Source organism: Paenibacillus sp. CF384 (assembly GCF_900106745.1).
Lineage (GTDB): Bacteria > Bacillota > Bacilli > Paenibacillales > Paenibacillaceae > Paenibacillus_Z.
In genome coordinates, this window is record NZ_FNNV01000016.1 from 27,442 (window position 1) to 45,213 (window position 17,772).

Annotated in this window: 19 protein-coding genes; 10 read left to right on the forward strand and 9 right to left on the reverse strand. The window is 45.5% G+C overall.

The window, feature by feature from the left end; all coding sequences use genetic code 11:
- The first annotated feature begins 166 nt into the window (after positions 1-166).
- Complete coding sequence (locus BLW29_RS22760; protein WP_090983901.1) at positions 167-1,651, forward strand: Mur ligase family protein; 1,485 nt, start codon at positions 167-169, stop codon at positions 1,649-1,651.
- Positions 1,652-1,724: 73 nt separating this feature from the next.
- On the forward strand, positions 1,725-2,426 hold the full coding sequence (locus tag BLW29_RS22765) for a cysteate racemase (RefSeq protein ID WP_256208816.1): 702 nt from the start codon (positions 1,725-1,727) through the stop codon (positions 2,424-2,426).
- 42 nt (positions 2,427-2,468) lie between these two features.
- On the opposite strand, the gene motB is transcribed toward BLW29_RS22765, so the two are convergent.
- Complete coding sequence (motB, locus tag BLW29_RS22770) at positions 2,469-3,284, reverse strand: flagellar motor protein MotB (protein WP_090983903.1); 816 nt, start codon at positions 3,282-3,284, stop codon at positions 2,469-2,471.
- Positions 3,268-4,068 carry a flagellar motor stator protein MotA gene (gene motA, locus BLW29_RS22775; RefSeq protein ID WP_090983904.1) on the reverse strand — a complete coding sequence of 267 codons (801 nt, stop codon included), beginning with the start codon at positions 4,066-4,068 and terminating at the stop codon, positions 3,268-3,270. The genes motB and motA overlap by 17 nt, the downstream gene beginning before the upstream one ends.
- A 263-nt stretch (positions 4,069-4,331) precedes the next feature.
- On the opposite strand from motA, the gene BLW29_RS22780 reads away from it, so the two are divergent.
- From BLW29_RS22780 to BLW29_RS22790, 3 genes are all read left to right on the forward strand, one after another.
- Positions 4,332-4,625 carry a hypothetical protein gene (locus tag BLW29_RS22780; protein ID WP_090983905.1) on the forward strand — a complete coding sequence of 98 codons (294 nt, stop codon included), beginning with the start codon at positions 4,332-4,334 and terminating at the stop codon, positions 4,623-4,625.
- Positions 4,626-4,667: 42 nt separating this feature from the next.
- Entirely contained in the window at positions 4,668-4,973 is a 306-nt protein-coding gene (locus BLW29_RS22785; RefSeq protein WP_090984168.1) for a 4a-hydroxytetrahydrobiopterin dehydratase, read from the forward strand.
- 108 nt (positions 4,974-5,081) lie between these two features.
- Entirely contained in the window at positions 5,082-6,383 is a 1,302-nt protein-coding gene (locus BLW29_RS22790) for an EAL domain-containing protein (RefSeq protein ID WP_256208817.1), read from the forward strand.
- Positions 6,384-6,477: 94 nt separating this feature from the next.
- On the opposite strand, the gene BLW29_RS22795 is transcribed toward BLW29_RS22790, so the two are convergent.
- From BLW29_RS22795 to BLW29_RS22805, 3 genes are all read right to left on the reverse strand, one after another.
- Positions 6,478-6,681: a DUF378 domain-containing protein gene (locus tag BLW29_RS22795; protein WP_090983907.1), complete on the reverse strand. Its 204-nt coding sequence runs from the start codon at positions 6,679-6,681 to the stop codon at positions 6,478-6,480.
- A 128-nt stretch (positions 6,682-6,809) separates the two neighbouring features.
- Complete coding sequence (locus BLW29_RS22800; protein ID WP_090983909.1) at positions 6,810-7,322, reverse strand: GNAT family N-acetyltransferase; 513 nt, start codon at positions 7,320-7,322, stop codon at positions 6,810-6,812.
- A 193-nt stretch (positions 7,323-7,515) separates the two neighbouring features.
- Positions 7,516-8,379 carry a hypothetical protein gene (locus BLW29_RS22805; protein ID WP_090983911.1) on the reverse strand — a complete coding sequence of 288 codons (864 nt, stop codon included), beginning with the start codon at positions 8,377-8,379 and terminating at the stop codon, positions 7,516-7,518.
- A gap of 194 nt (positions 8,380-8,573) precedes the next feature.
- On the opposite strand from BLW29_RS22805, the gene BLW29_RS22810 reads away from it, so the two are divergent.
- From BLW29_RS22810 to BLW29_RS22820, 3 genes are all read left to right on the forward strand, one after another.
- Positions 8,574-9,410: a sulfurtransferase gene (locus tag BLW29_RS22810; protein WP_090983913.1), complete on the forward strand. Its 837-nt coding sequence runs from the start codon at positions 8,574-8,576 to the stop codon at positions 9,408-9,410.
- 332 nt (positions 9,411-9,742) lie between these two features.
- Entirely contained in the window at positions 9,743-10,108 is a 366-nt protein-coding gene (locus BLW29_RS22815; RefSeq protein ID WP_090983915.1) for a type II toxin-antitoxin system RelE/ParE family toxin, read from the forward strand.
- Positions 10,109-10,282: 174 nt separating this feature from the next.
- Positions 10,283-10,570, forward strand: a complete 288-nt coding sequence (locus tag BLW29_RS22820) for a helix-turn-helix domain-containing protein (RefSeq protein ID WP_090983917.1) — start codon at positions 10,283-10,285, stop codon at positions 10,568-10,570.
- Positions 10,571-10,992: 422 nt separating this feature from the next.
- Here the strand turns inward: BLW29_RS22820 and BLW29_RS22825 are convergent, their stop codons facing one another.
- From BLW29_RS22825 to BLW29_RS22835, 3 genes are all read right to left on the reverse strand, one after another.
- Positions 10,993-13,278, reverse strand: coding sequence for a DGQHR domain-containing protein (locus BLW29_RS22825; RefSeq protein WP_218147129.1), 2,286 nt, complete (start codon positions 13,276-13,278; stop codon positions 10,993-10,995).
- Entirely contained in the window at positions 13,238-14,113 is an 876-nt protein-coding gene (locus BLW29_RS22830) for a DNA adenine methylase (protein ID WP_090983919.1), read from the reverse strand. The genes BLW29_RS22825 and BLW29_RS22830 overlap by 41 nt, the downstream gene beginning before the upstream one ends.
- Before the next feature lie 414 nt (positions 14,114-14,527).
- Positions 14,528-15,601: a phosphotransferase enzyme family protein gene (locus BLW29_RS22835; protein ID WP_090983921.1), complete on the reverse strand. Its 1,074-nt coding sequence runs from the start codon at positions 15,599-15,601 to the stop codon at positions 14,528-14,530.
- A gap of 328 nt (positions 15,602-15,929) precedes the next feature.
- Here BLW29_RS22835 and BLW29_RS22840 point away from each other — a divergent pair, with 328 nt between their 5' ends.
- Positions 15,930-16,598, forward strand: coding sequence for a DNA alkylation repair protein (locus tag BLW29_RS22840; RefSeq protein WP_090983922.1), 669 nt, complete (start codon positions 15,930-15,932; stop codon positions 16,596-16,598).
- Between the two features lie 126 nt (positions 16,599-16,724).
- Here BLW29_RS22840 and BLW29_RS22845 read toward each other — a convergent pair whose 3' ends face one another.
- Positions 16,725-17,123: a VOC family protein gene (locus BLW29_RS22845; protein WP_090983923.1), complete on the reverse strand. Its 399-nt coding sequence runs from the start codon at positions 17,121-17,123 to the stop codon at positions 16,725-16,727.
- Positions 17,124-17,267: 144 nt separating this feature from the next.
- Between BLW29_RS22845 and BLW29_RS22850 the strand changes: the two genes are divergently transcribed.
- Positions 17,268-17,741, forward strand: a complete 474-nt coding sequence (locus BLW29_RS22850; RefSeq protein WP_090983925.1) for a MerR family transcriptional regulator — start codon at positions 17,268-17,270, stop codon at positions 17,739-17,741.
- Positions 17,742-17,772 lie beyond the last annotated feature (31 nt).

Genomic DNA, 17,772 nt, shown 5'->3' on the forward strand with positions numbered 1-17,772 from the left:
AATTATATAGGATTGTAGGCGCTTTGCATAGAGGTATTCATAAAAAATATATTCAAGCAGGGTGTGCGTTTGTTAATTATTATATAGGCTTAATCACGATTCGTTGCTTAGGCATTCATGGCATACATACGGTTGCGGTCGATTATACAGAGAAGGGATTCATTCTATGACCAGATTACAGGAGCTGCTTCAAGCGACAACGATTACCGAGTCGTTCCAGGCAGAGGATCTCACGATCAGCGGCATTTCTTATCATTCACAGAAGGTGTCGCCGGGGCACCTATTCGTTTGTATAACAGGCTATAGCACGGATGGTCACAAATATCTGCGCGATGCGGTCAGAAGCGGCGCGGTTGCCGCAATTGTCGAGTATATCCAAGAAGATGTGCCGATTCCGCAATATGTCGTGCCGAACAGCCGCATTGCGATGGCGCAGCTGGGGGATGCTTACTTCGGTCATCCGTCCTCAAAGCTGAAGATGATCGGCATTACGGCGACCAACGGGAAAACAAGCACGACCTATATGACCAATGCGATTCTTGAGCAGCATGGTCTCAAGACCGGACTTATGGGGACGGTTATTATCAAAATCGATGATGTGAAAATCCCATCCGAGCTGACGACACCGGAATCGCTCGATCTGCAGTCCTATCTGGGACAAATGGTTGATCGCGGCGTTTCGCATGTCAGCATGGAGGTTTCCTCGGCCGCGCTGGAGTCGCACCGGGTAGAGACGGTGGATTACGATATCGTGTGCTTCAATAACTTAAGCCGCGAGCATATTGATTCTCATGGGACGTTCGAGAATTATTTTGAGGCTAAGGCGAGTTTGATTAAAAAGGCTGGGGAACATAGCTATGCTGTGCTTAACCTGGACAACGAGTATTCGGCTTCGCTGGTCGATCAGACGCGAGCAAAGGTCGTGACTTACGGTCTGAAGAGCAGCGATGGTACGCTGTACTGCAAGGACCTGGATCTATCGACCGGACGAGCCAAGTTTACGGTTGAAATCAGGAAGCCGTTCGAGGGAGACGGAGTCGCGTATACGCCTAGCGAGTTCCGCGTTGAGCTGCGCATTCCGGGGCTGCATTCGGTCTACAACTCGATGGCGGCCATTGCAATTGCACTGCTCTGCGGCGTACCTATTGCAACGATTCAGGAAACGCTGCGGACCTTCGGCGGCGTAGAGCGCAGATTCGAGTTTATTCACGAAGATGAGTTCATTATGATCGATGATCATTTTGCCAATCCGGGGAATATCGACGTGACGCTGGAAACGCTGCGGTATATGGACTATGAACAGTGCCATTTCGTCTATGCAATCCGTGGCAATCGTGGGCCGATCATTAATCGTGAGAATGCAGAAGCGATCGTGAAATGGATGAACCGCCTCGAGATGAATGAAATTATCGCGACGCGCAGTGAGTCCCATGTGAACAAGAACAATACCGTTTCCGATGAGGAAGCGGATGTGTTCATGGAAGTGATGGCGGAAGCGAACATTAACGTGAAGCTGTATCGTGAGCTGCCGGATGCGATCTCCTATGCGCTGTCGAAGGCAGAGCGCGGAGATGTAATTCTGCTAGCGGGCTGTCAAGGGATGGACCCGGGAGCGGAAATTGCGTTAAAGCTGCTGAACGATACGGAATAGGCGGTTTCGGAGCAAGGCCAAGAAGGGTAACGAATAACGAACGCTATAGATTAACTCATATAAAGTAGGTTGAATGATGGAACAGAGAAGTCGGTTGGGTGTACTTGGCGGAATGGGGCCGAAGGCGACGAGCGTATTTATCGATCAAATTATCGAGAGTACGGTTGCGGACAGAGATCAGGATCATATTGATATGGTCATACTCAATCATGCTTCGCTTCCGGATCGCACTCATGTCATTCTTGAGAATAGTCCCGAACAGTTTCTGCAGATGATTGAGAAGGATATCCGGCTGCTGGAGTATGCCGAGGTATCCAATATCGCAATTCCGTGCAACACGGCGCATTACTACGTAGACGAGATGCAGCAGATGACGCAGATTCCGATCATCAATATGGTGGAAGAGTCTATTAAGGTCATCCACGAAGCTTACGGTGATGGTTGTAAGGTCGGCATTCTTGCGACGAACGGGACGCTGCACAGCGGAATCTACAGTGAATCCGCTCGTAAGCACAAGCTGGTGCCGCATCTGCCGTCAGATGCCATGCAGCAGGATATTATGAATATGATCTACAAGGATATCAAGCGCGGCGTGCAGATCGACCCGCAGGAGCTTGAGGATATCATTCATCAGTTGATTACGGAAGATGGCTGTCAGTGCATCATTATCGCTTGCACGGAGCTGTCGATTGTTCCCCTTAGTGAAGGAACGAAGCAGCACTGTGTCGATGCGATGGATGTGCTGGTGAAGCGCTCCATTGAGCTGTCCCTGTAACATGAAAAACCGTCAGAACCCTAGGGCCCTGACGGTTTTTGTTTATTTGGCCGCAGCAACGGATACAGTGGCATCTTTGCTGGCATCGGTATACTTCCGAATAATCGAAACTTCAACACGGCGGTTCTTGGCACGTCCAACGTTGGATGTATTCTGCGCAATCGGGCGATACTCGCCGAAGCCGATTGTACTGAATAGATGCGGATCAAGCTTCTTATTCAGAAGCAGGATGTCCATGAAACGGATGGCCCGCATGGAGCTGAGCTCCCAGTTGGATTCGAACTCTTTATTGTTAATCGGTACGTTATCGGTATGGCCGGACACTTTCACTTCATAATCCGGATACTTCTGCAGCATGTTGGAGATTTCAACGGCCAGCTTGCGTGATTCCGGCTTAACCTTCGCGCTGCCCGGCGAGAACAAGGAGCTGTCGGAGATCGTAATCGTTAGCTGGGATTGGTTGAGCTTCGTATCGAGCTGCGTCGTCAGACCATTCGTCTTAATGTACTGGTCGACTTGTTTCTTGAGCTTCTCGAGGTCTTCTTGTTCTTTCTGCTTCAGAGCCTCGATGTCTTTCTTCTGCATATCTTGATCGGCCTCGTGGCGTCTTGTCTTGTTAGCATCGTCCATCTGATTGGCATTGCTGATGACAGCCGATTGTTCCAGTACGCCAACACCGCTGCTGAACGCGATATTGAAGGCTTTGCTCATATCTTGAAATTTCTTCGAATCGGTCGAGCTCATCGCATACAATACGATAAATAAGGCGAGTAATAGGGTAAGGAGATCGGCATATGGAATTAGCCAGGTTTCATCGGCATGTTCCTCGTGATGTTCACTTTTATGCTTTTTGCTCAACGGCCTCTGCTCCCTTCTGGCTCAGTTGGATACGTTCGGTCGGAGTTAAGAAGACCGAGAGCTTCTGGTTAATCGCAATCGTGGAAACACCGGATTGAATCGACAGCAGACCTTCAACCATCATGAGGCGCAGTTCAACCTCACGCTTGGAAAGACGCTTGAGCTTATTGGCAATGGGGTGCCACAATACATAACCGGTGAATATACCTAGAAGAGTAGCAACGAACGCGGCTGCGATCGCATGTGCGAGCTTTTCCATGTCGCTCATATCGGCAAGTGCCGCGATGAGGCCGATTACGGCGCCGAGAACCCCGAGCGTAGGTGCATACATGCCGGCTTGGGAGAAGATAAGCGCCCCTGCGCGGTGACGTTCTTCGGTTGCGGCAATGTCCTCGAGCAATACATCGCGTACGAGGTCTTGGTCGTTACCGTCTATGATCATTCGCATGCCGTTACGAAGGAACATATCTTGGATGTCGTCTACTTTAGACTCCAGCGCAAGAAGGCCCTCACGACGTGTGATTGTTGCCCATTCCATGAAGAGTGCGATCACTTCTTCACGCGGAAGCAGATTCTGTACCGTGAAGATCATTTTGATCAGCTTCGGGAATTTCTTCAGTTCGCTCAGCGGGAAGCCGATGAAGAGCGAGGCTGCGGTTCCGACAATGATAATCAAGAATGCAGCGGGGTTAACTAGGTTGTGGATTGGGGCGCCTTTCAGCGTCATACCGACAAGAACGGCGATAAGGCCGAGCACGAGACCAATTACAGTAGATTTTTCCATGACACACCTCGTCTAATAAGATAATAAGGACCTTGTAACCGAACGATTCGGTTACGCCCCGGAGAACAGGGAGCAGCTGTAGACAATCTGATGTGTCAGACTGACAAAATGAACCGCATTTCGACAATTCTATCTCTATTTATTATCGTCAGAAAGAGCGCTCAGATTAGAGCAAAATGGATGTTTTAGCAGTTTTCATCTGATTTCGTGTAAAATGAAGACATAAGAGGCGAGAATAAGAGCTGAAAGCGGGGCAATTGGAAATGGGAGTTAAACATGCAAGGGAATACAGCGATATTCTAAGCGAGTTGGCGGAAGCGATGCATTCCATCGGAGATGGCTATCTGTTCTTCGAGATGGAAACGGCGGACTGGGAAGAGCTTGAGGAAGCGCAGCGAGTTGAGCTAATGGAGGCGCTCGCGGATGACGTGTTCTACGCGCTTGGCGAGGAGCCTGTCCTTCATGTAGGCGGAGGTGTCGTGGCTTACCGTCCGAAACATCACATTATTGAAGTGTCGGTGGATCAGAAGGAAATTCGGATTATCCGATTAATCTAAGGTTGATTCTGTTCGATATGGGAGGTGCGATTAGTGGGCAAAATGGAGAAAATGCGTTCCGATGCAGCAGACGAGGCAATTGCGGCACTCCCCGGCTGGTCGCGCCAGGATGAGAAATGGATGCAGGGGAACTACCGATTCGGCACGTTCGTCGAGGCGATTGCCTTCGTGGGCAAAGTTGCTGAGATTGCGGAGGCGATGAACCATCATCCGTTCATTGGCATTGACTACAAGAAAGTAACGCTGCGTTTGACGACTTGGCATGCGGGGGGCTTGACGGAGCTCGATATGCAGTCGGCGGAACGCTTTAATGAAGTCTATCGGACGTCGATTCCCGGGAACGGGTAATCGGCGTTTTTTGATGCGCGCTACGCCCTATTATTGGTTGATTTGCAAGAGATGTGGGAGGATGCTTTACAAGCTAATGCGGCTACTTTACAATAGGTGAAACTAGTGATGTCAGAAAATATGACATCATATTCCAAGATTCGGGGAGCAACGGTGATGGCGGAAGCGCAGCGCATGCAAGATGGCTTGCATGAGGGTCTATATAAGGATATGATCAGTCGACTTGTTCCGTATTATCAGCCGATTCTCGCGCTGGATACCAGGCGGATTATGGGCTATGAAGCCCTTGGTCGCATTCGCTCGGGTGAAGGAGTACGGAGTGTAGGGCCTTTCTTTGCAGATAAGACCGTGCCCATGGCGGAGCAGATTCGGGTGGACCGAAACTTACGGGAGCAGGCGCTGGCGAAGTTTGCGGCGTGTGATCCGGAGTATGGGAAGCTATTCATTAATTTAAAGCCTTCGTGGATTTATCAAACCTATGTGGCAACCGGGGAGCTTCCGACGCTGCAGCTGCTTGATAAGTATAAGATTGACCCGCGGCGGGTCGTCATTGAAATTACCGAGGAGTCGTTTCTGGGGCCGATGGAGCAGCTGCGCGCAGTAGTGGATTTATACAGGGATTATGGATGCCTGATTGCTATCGATGATGTGGGCAGCGGGTTCAGCAGCATTGACCGAATTGCCCAAATTCAGCCGCATATTCTGAAGATCGATATCCATATGCTTCAGAGGAGCGAGTGCCACAGCGGTTACTACGGCGTGATGCGTTCCTTCTCGACATTGGCGGATCAGATCGGAGCCTCCTTGCTAGTGGAAGGCGTGGAAACCGAGCAGGACTTGCAGCGGGCGATTGAAATTGGTGCACGGTATGTGCAGGGGTATCTGTTCTCGCCTGCGGTGGCCAATTTCCGGCCGGCACTGTCGTTCGCTGGACTGCTGGAGGCTGGACTGGATCGGCGCCGGGCACGCATGCTGCATGTAGAGCGGCACTGGAGTGCGGAAGCGGAACGGGTGCAGCTGGCAGTCGATCAGGTATGGGAGGCATTCGCTAATCGCGGCTGTGCTGCGGGAGATGACTTCATTGAGGCGCTGCTGGACGGGTTGCTTCTGGCAGACTCGCCTTGCATTCGCCTCTATCTATGCAACAAAGACGGCATTCAAATGAGCGCGAATTATCAACGAGTCAGCGATGGTACGTGGGATAGAGAACCGCAATATCAGGGGCATAACTGGAGCTGGCGGCCTTATTTTATCCCATTATCCGCTCAGTTCACAGATCGGCCGCAAGCGATGGTTTCGCAGACGTATACGGATCTCGATTCCTTCGATCGCATCCGGACCATATCGGTGCCGGTTGGCAGCAGCTGCATTCTGTTTCTGGATGCGGCCGAGCTCGAGGGTGAACGCTAATAGAAAAGAGCCCGCCCCGCGCATGAAGCGCTTGGGACAGGCTCTTATTTTGTCCATACGATTAATTGTCCGCGAGGGTGCGGAAGGGGGGACGTTAGTCTTCTGCCGACACTTTGGAGAAGAAGGATAAGCTGTATAGGGCAGCTACCCCGACAACAATGTACACGATCTTGGCACCTACGGAATCTGACCCGTCAAAAACTTCTGAAACGACATCATACTCAAATAGCCCCACTGCCAACCAATTCAGGCCGCCGAGAATTAGGACTAATAAGCTGACGATGTTCAAAACTTTCATTGGACCCGCCTCCTTTAAAAGTAATGACTCGTGACACTACTACGGATATGCGGGAGCGGGAGCTTTTAGCACGATAAAAAAGAAAGCGCCGCCCGTGTAAGGCCGCGCTGTTGTGCGTATATAGGCTATCATGGCGCGTAACACATGCAGTGTACATCGACCGATCCGGTGGCTGTTTGCTTGGCATACGTGTCGGTGATGATGAATCCGGAGCGCTCGTAGGTCCGAATGGCTCGCGTGTTCCAGACATGTACTTCCAGGTCGATAATGTCGGTTGGCGCACGGTGGATCGCTTCGGCTACAATGGCTTGTACGAGCGGAAGACCGAGCCCTGTGCCACATAGGTCCGGGCGTAATCCTAAGCCGATGCGCGTTACGCCGAGCAGGGGAAAGAACTGTGCGAAACCAATTAGGCGGCCGTCGTCACTCGTCACCGCGGCATATTGCTGCTCCCGGACATAGGCATCGCCAAATTCAATGCCGAGCTGCTGCATGACTTCCCAGGTGGACCAATTGTAGAAATCGTAGGGTGATTCATACCGCCAGGTGCTGAGCTCCTCGGCTAATGCGTCGGATAGCGGCACGACGGTGAAATGGGATTTGGCAGGCAGAGCTTGATCGGTGTCGGTGGAAGCGGTCATGGATGCGTTGGCTCCTTGTGGGGGAATTAAGGGATTGTAAACTTCTTTATCGTAGCAGAAATGGGAAGTGCTTGGAAGCGGGGGAAGAATGATGGGGGCAGGTTGTGTGAAATGAAAAAGGTGGAACGCAAAATAATTGCGATCCACCTTATTTGACTCGGTTACAAGAGGGAGTTATCGGTTGAACTTAGTATTAGTAGCGGTCCATGATCAGCTGTGTTTTGAGCGAGTCCTGCGCTAGGAACCAGCCTTTGCCCTGCAGGAAGGTGATTAGTTGGTCATGCTTGGTGGAAGCCGTCGTGGCACTGGTTGTTTTGAAGGAAGCCTCTACGACGTATTCGGTACCTGTGCCTGCAGCGTTCTTAATCGGCCATACTTCGATGTATAACTGCATGCCGCTCCAAGTGCCTACCGAACGTTTAGCTAACACCGGGCCGTAGTAGCGGGAGCTTTGCAGCTTGGTTGTTCCCCATCCGCTGGACACCCAGTTATTGAACTTATCAGGCGCGTTGCTGATCATAAGGCTGCGAGCGTCCGTGATCGAGGGAAGATCCATGCCGCTGTAGCCGGATTTACTACCGCTCTTGGTGCGGGTGATGCTGAGGGTCTGCTTCTGGTAACCCCATTCCACTTGTGCTTCATAATTGCTGTCACCGGAGTTAAAGCCTTCATTGTTCGCCTGTGTCAGGGCAGCGTTGATATTATTGTTCGTGATGGCGTAGCGTTTCTTGTAGCTGAGCTCGAAGTCGGATTCACCTTCTGTTTTGCGAATGCGCGGGCTCCAGCCGTTGTTGTAAATATCTTTGGCGGAGGTGTCAAGGAAGGCGACGTTCATCTTCGTTACGGTTGTCGGCATGCTAAATGTGCTCAGTACCGTGCTTGTCAGCTTGAAATCACTTCCGAGCACGACAGCCGGATTCAGCAGCAGTTTTACTTCGTAGTCCGGTACCATGTTGCTTGCAGCGTGAGCCGTAGTTGGCTCCATGGAAGATCCCATTAGTAGGGTGGCCCCAACTGTAATGGCAAGTGAAGCGGTTAGCAACAAACGTTTAAACATTAATCGTCAACTCCCTTTCGATGTTGGAATTTGGTAATCCTAAGTGATCGTAAGGGAGATTTGTTTGCCGGTCGTCAATACAAGCTAAATACTTTGTAAACGAGCCTAGTCAAAACTACAATTGGCTGATTGAAATCATGTATAATTTAAGCTAATGGAATCCATTCGAATGGATAAGGAAGGCGGATATTAAGATGAAAAATATCGTATCACTCAAATGGTTGCTCGCTCGTATGTATGAATCGGATGTTGTAATCGTCGACTGCCGCTTCCAGCTAGGTAAGCCGGAGTCGGGCCGTGAAGCTTATAATGAATCGCATATTCCGGGTGCGGTGTATTTGGATTTGGAGAAGGATCTGTCTTCGGCGATTACGGAGCATGGCGGTCGCCATCCGCTGCCGGACATTGCAGAGCTGACAGGCACGTTAAGCCGAGCTGGTATTGGCAATGATTCGCGCGTTATCGCTTATGACGATCAAGGCGGCGCAATGGCATCACGTCTGTGGTGGCTGCTGAAGTACCTCGGCCATGAGCAGGTGTTTGTGCTGGATGAAGGCTTCACGGCTTGGAAGAATGCTGGATTCCCGGTATCGGCGGACCAGAAGATATTAATTCCGAGTCCGTTCTTCGCGACGGTGCAGCATAACATGCTTGTCGAGGTCGATGAAGTGCAGGAGAAGCTGGGCAAAGCCGGCGTGACGCTTATCGATTCGCGTGAAGGCGCGCGTTATCGCGGCGAGGTCGAGCCGATCGACCGCGTAGCCGGCCATATCCCAGGCGCGATCAACCGCTTCTGGGCGGAAGGCCGCGGTGCGGACGGGCAGTGGAAGAGTGCCGAGGAGCAGGCGGTGAGGTTCGAAGGACTGGCGCAGGACGGGGAGACGATTGTGTACTGCGGATCGGGTGTGACGGCTTGTCCAAATGTGCTGGCGTTGCAGGAAGCGGGCTTTACGAATGTAAGGCTGTATGCGGGGAGTTGGAGTGATTGGATTTCGTATGAGGGGAATCCGATTGCTGTGGGGGACGAATAAGGTTCAAAGCTTATAGCAGGGTTCCGTTCTTTAATAAAGCGAATGGCGGGTACAATGTTATTGTACATGCCCCTATGATTATTCCTAATCAACACAGAGTCAACGCTCGTTTCGTGAAGATACTTACGCAGCGGATAAAATCCAGCTTCCGCTGGTATTTTCACAATGCGTTGTAAAGACAGATAAGGGTCAGCTTTACACCACGAGTTTCTACACGAAATAAACTATTGTTGTGCTTCTTGATTAATTATATCGAATTTGATATAATTTAAAATGCCATCATATTAAAGGTGGAGATTGAACATTTATAACAAAATAGGAGGACATTTTCCATGTATAACATCATCCGGTACAGGGATGTTCATGGCAATTGTCCAGTTGGAGATTTCGTCTCTGACCTTGATGCAAGAACAGCTAAGGGGAACAAGTCAGCTGGTATCTTACTGAGAAAATTCATTTACTGTGAATCTCTTCTTAAGGAAGTAGGTACTAGAGCTGGGAAAAAATTCACCAAGCAAATCGATGGTAAGTTGTGGAGAATGAGGATGGACGATTATAGGATTTTCTTCTTCATGTGGGAAAACAATAATATCGTACTCTTACATACCTTTTACAAAGACCAAAACCAAATCGATGAGTTCGAAATTGCCAAGGCAAAGCGTGAAATGGACGATTGGATAAGGCGTCATGAGCAGTAGGGGGTAACCCCTCCCCTCTGGGGGACCTAACCAAAGATGACAATCATGGATTAATTGATCTATTCTGTGGAAATATATAAAACACTAGGAAGGAGAAGGAGCAGTCGACTATCATCTGTAGCTTGTAAACTGAACTGTGAGTAGTCGTAATCTGATATTAGGAGGGTTCACAAAATGTATGAGCGCGACGATGTGAAAAAACATGTGTCGGCGATCCCAACTTATGAAGTAGAAGCATTACAATTTGCTGCAAAAATGATCGGGAAAATAATTAAACGTCGACAAGATTTGGGGTGGACACAGAGTCAACTAGCAAAAAAAACTGGTATTAAGCAATCCAATATATCTCGCTTTGAAGCTGCAGAGACTATTCCAAGAGTGGATACGTTATTAACAATAACTTTTGCACTTGGAATGAAAGTGGACCTAGGTTTTGAAGACCAGAAGTATACAATAATTTAAATCAATTATATACGTATGATACAAATGGCAATGAATAGTATGTGTAATTTAAGTGAGGATACGTTATTAACAATAACTTTTGCACTTGGAATGAAAGTGGACCTAGATTATGAAGACTAGAAGTATACAATAATTTAATCGATTATTATTCGTATGATACAAAGGGTCGTGTGTAAAAGTATGTGTAATTAAATTATACAACCATGTATGATAAACGAGGTAATGTAAAAAAGGAGTTGCCGTGGCAGCTCCTTTTTTACATATATGTATGAGAGCTTATCTAAGCTTTGAATACATCGCTTGCTGGCCGTTGAGCTATGTATTTTTATGCTCATTTCCATAATCACGAAATGAAAAATATGAAATTAAAAGACATTCTGAGCGTATTAAAGGAGCGTAATATTAAACAATACGCTGTACTCTTAGTTATATACTTTAGTACCTACAAGCCATATGTAGAGGGACTTTAAAAAAAGATAATCATCTTCGGAAACACTGTAATTAGAGTTTCCATTGTTATTTGAAAGAGTTGATAATCTGTTTATCCAAGCTGTTTTCGCGTTTTTTCCTCCTTGAAGCTTTGTTTCCTCAGGTCGTGTACAAATCGATTCAAAAAGCTCAGTCCAGTTTGGACCAAATGTTGCGATATCCTTACAATTTGCAATGGTTACACAGTCCCAAACATTTAGTGTTTTTCCGAAGTTGTTTTTACTACTTTCATAATTACGTTTTCCCATAATCGTATTTGCTTGGTTAAATACTTTTGCGGGTAAACCGGCGATGACCCAATTATCTCCATATTTTCCCTTCAACTTTTCAGAGAAATTATTTTTTATTGCGTTCTCAAGGTCTTGAATCATTTGATAAGATTCAAAATTAAATTGTTTTGTATTATCTTTTATCCATTGAGTCAGTCCTTCAGGTTGAAAATCTGTTCGCGAATCGGCAATAACCTTCTGGTAAGTTCTCCACACCTTAATAGGGGCTCCACTGCCATAATACGAACGAAGCTCTTTTCTTTGATCTTCACTGATTAGATTAAAATAATGAATTAGAGGTGATAAATAATACTCAACTTCAGCGGCCGCATCATATGGAGTAACAATGTTAGGGTTAATTTTATTCAGTTTAATTAAATGATTAACAATATCATTCATAATTCTTATCAAAGCATTAATGCTATTGTTATTTGTTAGTATAATTCGTTTGGGCTCATCATTTTCCCATTCCTCCTCAGCCCCCTCTTTAATGTAAGAGAGACAATGTGAAATAAAGGGATATAGTACTTTTAGTGTAGCTTCGTTATTTCCTTTATCAAAAGTGCCATTTTCAATTATTGAATTCATTTTTGAATATTTACTAAGAAATTTCGTTGATTTTAAAGCGATTTCAATAGTATCTGTTGAAATATAATTGTTTGAAATAGTTTCATTTTCCCCAATTTTAACACGACTGAATAGTGGAGAGGATTGAACCTCACCTAATTTTTCTGCAATACGTAGACGTAAAGCCTGCCTCTGTTTGTTCCAATCCTCAGAGTCCCACAAAAGATCAGCATTAAGTGAATTCTTCAAGTTTTTCGGTACTGATTTTTGATTCTCATTTATTTCCATAAATAATTCAACTTGTTTTTCTTTGTTAAGATTTAAAAAAGCAACAACAGGAATTGAGTTTGTGTTTGAGTATTTTGAATCGGCATAACCGTATAAACGATGTTGTCCATCAATTATGTAAGCGGAACGATATAATTGGGGTAGATGAAGAATACCAATACGAGAAACTGATGATTCTACTTGAGGAGATGCAATATCAAATTTTAAATTATTTGAATCGATGCTGATAATGAGGGAGTTTGGAAAGAACCCGCCCCCATTTACAAATTTTTGAATTGCATCAAGTCTACTTTTCTTGATTAGACGTTGATAGGTTGGCATTAGTTCATTATTGGCTTCATTTCGATGCAATACATATGCTATTTTTAAAAGTTTCTCCGGCTCAATAGAAAATGCATAGTATTTATGTCCACCCATAGATCCTTCAATAGCTGGTACTTTATTTTCCATAGCATTTATTTTTTTTCCTTGAAATAAACTACCAAGTAGCTGATATCGAGCACTACGACCTAGGTGCCTAGTTAGCTCAGAAAAATACATGATCGTATATTCGTCAAAATGTTGGATCTCAAGCTCTTTCATTCTCGCACGATCGTTGTCAGATAATTCGTAGTTTTTTGTTGCGAAAATATACTTCTGTCTTTTTCCAGGAAATAGCTTCCTGGCTTCGGCAAATAAACCATTACGAAAACCAGATATAGCTTCTATATCTTTTTTAAAATCACCTTTTTTTCCGCTTTGGGCACATTTACATTCAATAAATAAAATTGTCTCGTCATCAACTGCAAATACATCAACCTGCTTTGTTGCTGCTCCATTTGATCCATAAGGAAATTGGAGATATCGGTCTCTATTCATATACTGAAAACCCAACGATGCAAATAAGCACCATACTTCGTCTTCGAATTGTTCATCTTGCGGTTTAGCCTTTTTCATGCGAACTGACTTTTTTAGGATCTTATCTAAATTCCAACCTTCATTTTCCCTTTTTGCTTGCAGTTCGGGTTCGAAATTTGAATAGTTGTATACCCGGGCACGCTTTTTCCTTACTACATCAAGTTCCTTTTTTGAAACCAACCTCTCTATTACATTCATTCATTGCACCCCCTGGCAAGTTTGTGAAAATATATTCAGAAACTCTTTCACGCTTTGCATTTTCACCGCCAATTAAGCTTGCACGGCTTAACTCTAACCGTCGATCTCCCTTTTCAAAGATTTCTAATATTATCTGGTGAGCTGCGTTTGTCAAAATGTAATATGCATTTTGGCTTTTAATATAATCAATGAAATTACTAAGTCGTTTCTGGTCATCTAGTGAAAATAGTTTTTGATTATATTTAATAAAGCCATTATTGTTATGGGAGACTGTGTAAGGGGGATCTAGAAAGATCAAATCCCCCTTATTTATGTTTTCTTTATTGCAGGTAAAGTCACCCTGTAGGAGTGTGGTAAATTGAAGTGATTTACTAGCCGCAATTAACTTATCTTCCTCTAAGAAATTTTTTTCTCTAAAACCAAATGGAACATTGTATTCACCGCGTAGATTAACCCGATATATACCATTAAAAGAAGTCTGATTTAAGTAAATAAATCGAGCGGCTCTTTCAAATGGGTCAATTAATATTTGACTTCTTTTTTGGTAATAGAATCCTTCTGTGTTTTCAAAAGTTTTTAATATTTTAATAATCTGTAATGGATTATCTTTTATAGCTTGATATGTTTCTATTAATTCTTTATTTAAATCAGAAAGATAAGAGTTTTTTTGTGGTGAGAGAGTGAAGAATATTGAACCTCCTCCGAGAAAGGGTTCGTGATATTGGTTAATTTTTGTTTCTCCAAGTATTAATTGTAAAGATTTTATTAGCCAGGACTTCCCTCCGGCCCATCGCAGGAAGGGTTTGGCTAGTGCCACAGTTGGGTTCTTATTCATTCTGAATACTCCAAACAAGTTAGTTTTAAATACCGCTCCGGGTGAAATTCGACATAATAGGTAATAATTCCTTTGTTTTTCTCAATGTAAACCTAAATATCTAAGGAAATATACCTAAGTATATGTTTGAATCTATATTAATTTAATAGAATCACTGCCATGTGGCACTCAGACCCTGGCATGTATTTGTTGATGTCTAGACACAACGTCCAAATCAACACCGTTGGTTTGAAAATAAGTACAGCGAGGCTTAGACAATTATGTGGCCATGTATAAACAAAGAGAAAAGTGGCGCTTCAGAGTAAAAATATTAAAAATTTGGGCTTTTCATTCTATAATTCAATAGAAAAGATAAGAACGGATACCTTTGTCGGAAGTATCCGTTCTTTAATAGAAAATAACATTGCACAAAGGCTAAATCTTTCTTACCTCATACTCAAAGGGTTCTTCACAGGAGTAAATGTCATGGAAAAATCCCTCATACGGAATATCGTCTTCCATGCATTTGATGAGATAGGACAGCCTCTCATCGCATTCCGGTTCTTCGCCATTGTTGCGCATCACCTCGAAGGCATCAACGATGCTTTCCATGAGCGTTACGCTAATAAATAGGGGCAGTTTTTCGAGCATGGAATCTTCGATTGTAGTTTCCGATCGGTACCCCGCGAGGACGGTTTCAAAATAATCTTCCATGAACGTTTTGCGTTTGGCGACGTCCCGTTCGAATTGGATCCAGCCGACGCCGTGCGCCCAGACATTCGCCAGATCATACATATACCAACAGAAACAAGCGTTATCGAAATCGAAAACAGTGATTTGGCCGGTATCAAAGTCAATCATGTAATTCCCATCGCTGTAATCCAAATGCACCATCCCGAAACTCTCAGGGCTCTCGTCTAATGCTGCTAATGATTCAAGGAGCTCTGCAAGCTTCTTCTTAAGCAGAGACAACGAGCCTGGGATCAGCTTGTCGATATAGTCGGTATTGTATTTATCAAAAAAATGATGCCGGCGATGGACAGGAGTATACCCTTTCGACAATTGGTGCATGTTGCCGAGGACTTTACCGCAGTTGTAGTAATACTCGGTAATCGGAACCCCTTCCCGATACTGATAATAATTTTCCGCGAGTAGCTTGCCCTTGGCCTTGTCGAATACGCAGACAAAGAAGTTGCGGTCAAGGTGGGCAATCTCTTCGAGTAGACTTCCTTTCTTGGAGCTGATTACATCCGAGACGCTGCAGCCGTGTTCGAACAAATACCGGATATATTCCACTTCTCCCAGGAAATCTTCCCGGCTCCTGTCGCTTAAGAATGCAATTCGGATTACTTTTGCACCGGCGCCTTCCTTCTCGCACGTATAAACGACATTCCTTCCGCCATCATGAGCAGGGACAGGTTGGATGCCATAGCCGTCTAACCCGTACAGCTCTGCTATTAGGGGAAGTAGATAGGCGTTGCTAATATTAATTACGTCGTTATGAGTCATAACTCTCTCCTTTAATTACGGAGAGCTAGAATATAGTCACTCTCCGGTTGTTTTGACGATTACAGGTGATTTTCATTTAGTGTCATCCTTTGTAAATGGAATATCTATATAAACACAAGGAAACCCTTGTGGTGTCGCGTCTTCTAAATATTACCACCTAGACCGTTCGATGGATATCCTCAATATTAATTAAAGAAAAAACCGGCAGCTGTAGGGGGAGAATACGAGCCTATGCGGAATAAAAGTATACAGAGTATGATTATTGATATATCGCGCCAAGGACATAGGATGAAACAGTGCATGAAGAAAGGAGTTGTATCAAACGAATATGAATACGAATGAACGTACAGAAATAAAACGCTCTTCAAAAGCAGAAAATATTCTACAACAGATCAATAGTAAAACGATGCTAGGCGACTTGCGAAAAATCGCGAAGGACATTATTAAAGATCACGAACTAGCTATGGAACTTTGGTCAACCGAAAAGTTGCTGCCCAGACTATTGGCAATCTTAATTATGGACAAAAAACTTCTTTCAGAAGATGTGCTAAATAAGCTTGATAAGGATATGCAGATTCATACATTTGATGAGCGGAATAACTTAATGGATTGGTTAATGGCGAATCAGCTCACCAAAGACAAGAAGAACATTGCATTGATGGAGTTATGGGGAAATAGTCCTTCCGCTCTTCAAAGGCGAGCCTTCTGGTATTATCAAGGGCGATTGAGATGGACCGGACAAACACCGCCTGATAACACCGAAGACTTACTACTTGCAATTGAAGCTACTATTGAGCAGGAAGAACCGGAAGTTCAATGGGCTATGAATTTCACCGCAGGCTGGATAGGCGTCTATGATCAAAAGAACCGAGCACGTTGTATTGAACTGGGGGAGAAAACAGGTCTTTATAAAGATCAAATGGTAGCAAAGAACTGTACGCCTAATTATTTGCCGGCGTTCATTGCGATTGAAGTTAACAAACGAATGAATAAGTAGTTACCCCAGAAAGGTCATAGTAACGAAAAAATGCAGAGCGTGGCATGGTTAATGCGGCAGCTCTGCATTTTTCTTGTATTTAAAGTGCTCTTGGAAGATATGTCCTCAGTCGCGGCGCGTGAACCATTACACCGGATTAACCGCAAACAGCGAATGGATATTGCCCTCGGGATCGGCGAAGAAGCAGGTCGTGTGTCCCCAAGACTTGATTGTCGGCTCGGAAATGGCCACGGCGCCTTGCGCGACGTATTGCTCGAGCAGCTCATACACGGCCTCGGGAGAATCGCACTCGAAATTGAGTTCGAAGGCTTGGCCTTGGCGATTGTCGAGGAAAGAGCGATGGTTATTCGTATTCTCGGCCATTAAAGTCCTCGAGCAGAATGCAAGTCGAACGCCGTCATTCACCAGCTCCACGTAATGTTCCTCTTCAACGGACGCATGGAATCCGATCGCGTTCTTATAGAAGCTTGCCAACGATGCGACATCATCGGCCAAAATCGTAATGCCCTCCAGCTTGATTCTCATAGCGCTAACCCCTTTTCGTATAATAGAAAATTGTATCATAGGTCGATGTGAGATTTATTTTATTTTTCGCTTGCACCTTACGTAACGTCATGTATTATTCTAAATTTACCGGTAGCAAGTTAGCGCAAGGGGAGGGAGCGGATTATGCAGAAGCATTGGAAGGTGGGGGATCTGGCCAAACTCACCGGACTGACGATACGCACCCTTCGGTTTTACGATCAGATCGGACTGTTTACGCCCTCCGGACACTCCGATTCGGGGCATCGTTTGTACAACGAGGCCGACATTAGGCGGCTGCAACAGATCATGGCGCTTAAGGACTTAGGGTTATCGCTGGATGAAATTCAGTCGACGTTGCAAGGACATTCGTATACGCCATACGACATTGTCACCATTCAAATTGAACGCGTACGTCAAACGATTGAGTCGCAACGGAAGCTCCTATTCGAGCTCGAACGGGTGGCCGAGAAGATGAATAATCGGCAACCGCCTTCCGTTGACGCATTCGTCTCGCTTCTGGAGACGATGAAGGCAAGCCAGGAGAAATATATATTGGAGCGTCGAATGGATTTGGAGCACCGATTGGATCGGCTTGACGATTTTCTGAAAGAACCGTAGGAGACATGACTTTATTAAGGGAGGACTTCTA

Coding starts and splice junctions, on each gene's coding strand:
- BLW29_RS22760 (WP_090983901.1), top strand. CDS start 167: ATGACCAGATTACAGGAGCTGCTTCAAGCGACAACGATTACCGAGTCG.
- BLW29_RS22765 (WP_256208816.1), top strand. CDS start 1,725: ATGATGGAACAGAGAAGTCGGTTGGGTGTACTTGGCGGAATGGGGCCG.
- motA (WP_090983904.1), bottom strand. CDS start 4,068: ATGGAAAAATCTACTGTAATTGGTCTCGTGCTCGGCCTTATCGCCGTT.
- BLW29_RS22780 (WP_090983905.1), top strand. CDS start 4,332: ATGGGAGTTAAACATGCAAGGGAATACAGCGATATTCTAAGCGAGTTG.
- BLW29_RS22785 (WP_090984168.1), top strand. CDS start 4,668: ATGGAGAAAATGCGTTCCGATGCAGCAGACGAGGCAATTGCGGCACTC.
- BLW29_RS22790 (WP_256208817.1), top strand. CDS start 5,082: ATGTCAGAAAATATGACATCATATTCCAAGATTCGGGGAGCAACGGTG.
- BLW29_RS22795 (WP_090983907.1), bottom strand. CDS start 6,681: ATGAAAGTTTTGAACATCGTCAGCTTATTAGTCCTAATTCTCGGCGGC.
- BLW29_RS22800 (WP_090983909.1), bottom strand. CDS start 7,322: ATGACCGCTTCCACCGACACCGATCAAGCTCTGCCTGCCAAATCCCAT.
- BLW29_RS22805 (WP_090983911.1), bottom strand. CDS start 8,379: ATGTTTAAACGTTTGTTGCTAACCGCTTCACTTGCCATTACAGTTGGG.
- BLW29_RS22810 (WP_090983913.1), top strand. CDS start 8,574: ATGAAAAATATCGTATCACTCAAATGGTTGCTCGCTCGTATGTATGAA.
- BLW29_RS22815 (WP_090983915.1), top strand. CDS start 9,743: ATGTATAACATCATCCGGTACAGGGATGTTCATGGCAATTGTCCAGTT.
- BLW29_RS22820 (WP_090983917.1), top strand. CDS start 10,283: ATGTATGAGCGCGACGATGTGAAAAAACATGTGTCGGCGATCCCAACT.
- BLW29_RS22825 (WP_218147129.1), bottom strand. CDS start 13,278: ATGAATGTAATAGAGAGGTTGGTTTCAAAAAAGGAACTTGATGTAGTA.
- BLW29_RS22830 (WP_090983919.1), bottom strand. CDS start 14,113: ATGAATAAGAACCCAACTGTGGCACTAGCCAAACCCTTCCTGCGATGG.
- BLW29_RS22835 (WP_090983921.1), bottom strand. CDS start 15,601: ATGACTCATAACGACGTAATTAATATTAGCAACGCCTATCTACTTCCC.
- BLW29_RS22840 (WP_090983922.1), top strand. CDS start 15,930: ATGAATACGAATGAACGTACAGAAATAAAACGCTCTTCAAAAGCAGAA.
- BLW29_RS22845 (WP_090983923.1), bottom strand. CDS start 17,123: ATGAGAATCAAGCTGGAGGGCATTACGATTTTGGCCGATGATGTCGCA.
- BLW29_RS22850 (WP_090983925.1), top strand. CDS start 17,268: ATGCAGAAGCATTGGAAGGTGGGGGATCTGGCCAAACTCACCGGACTG.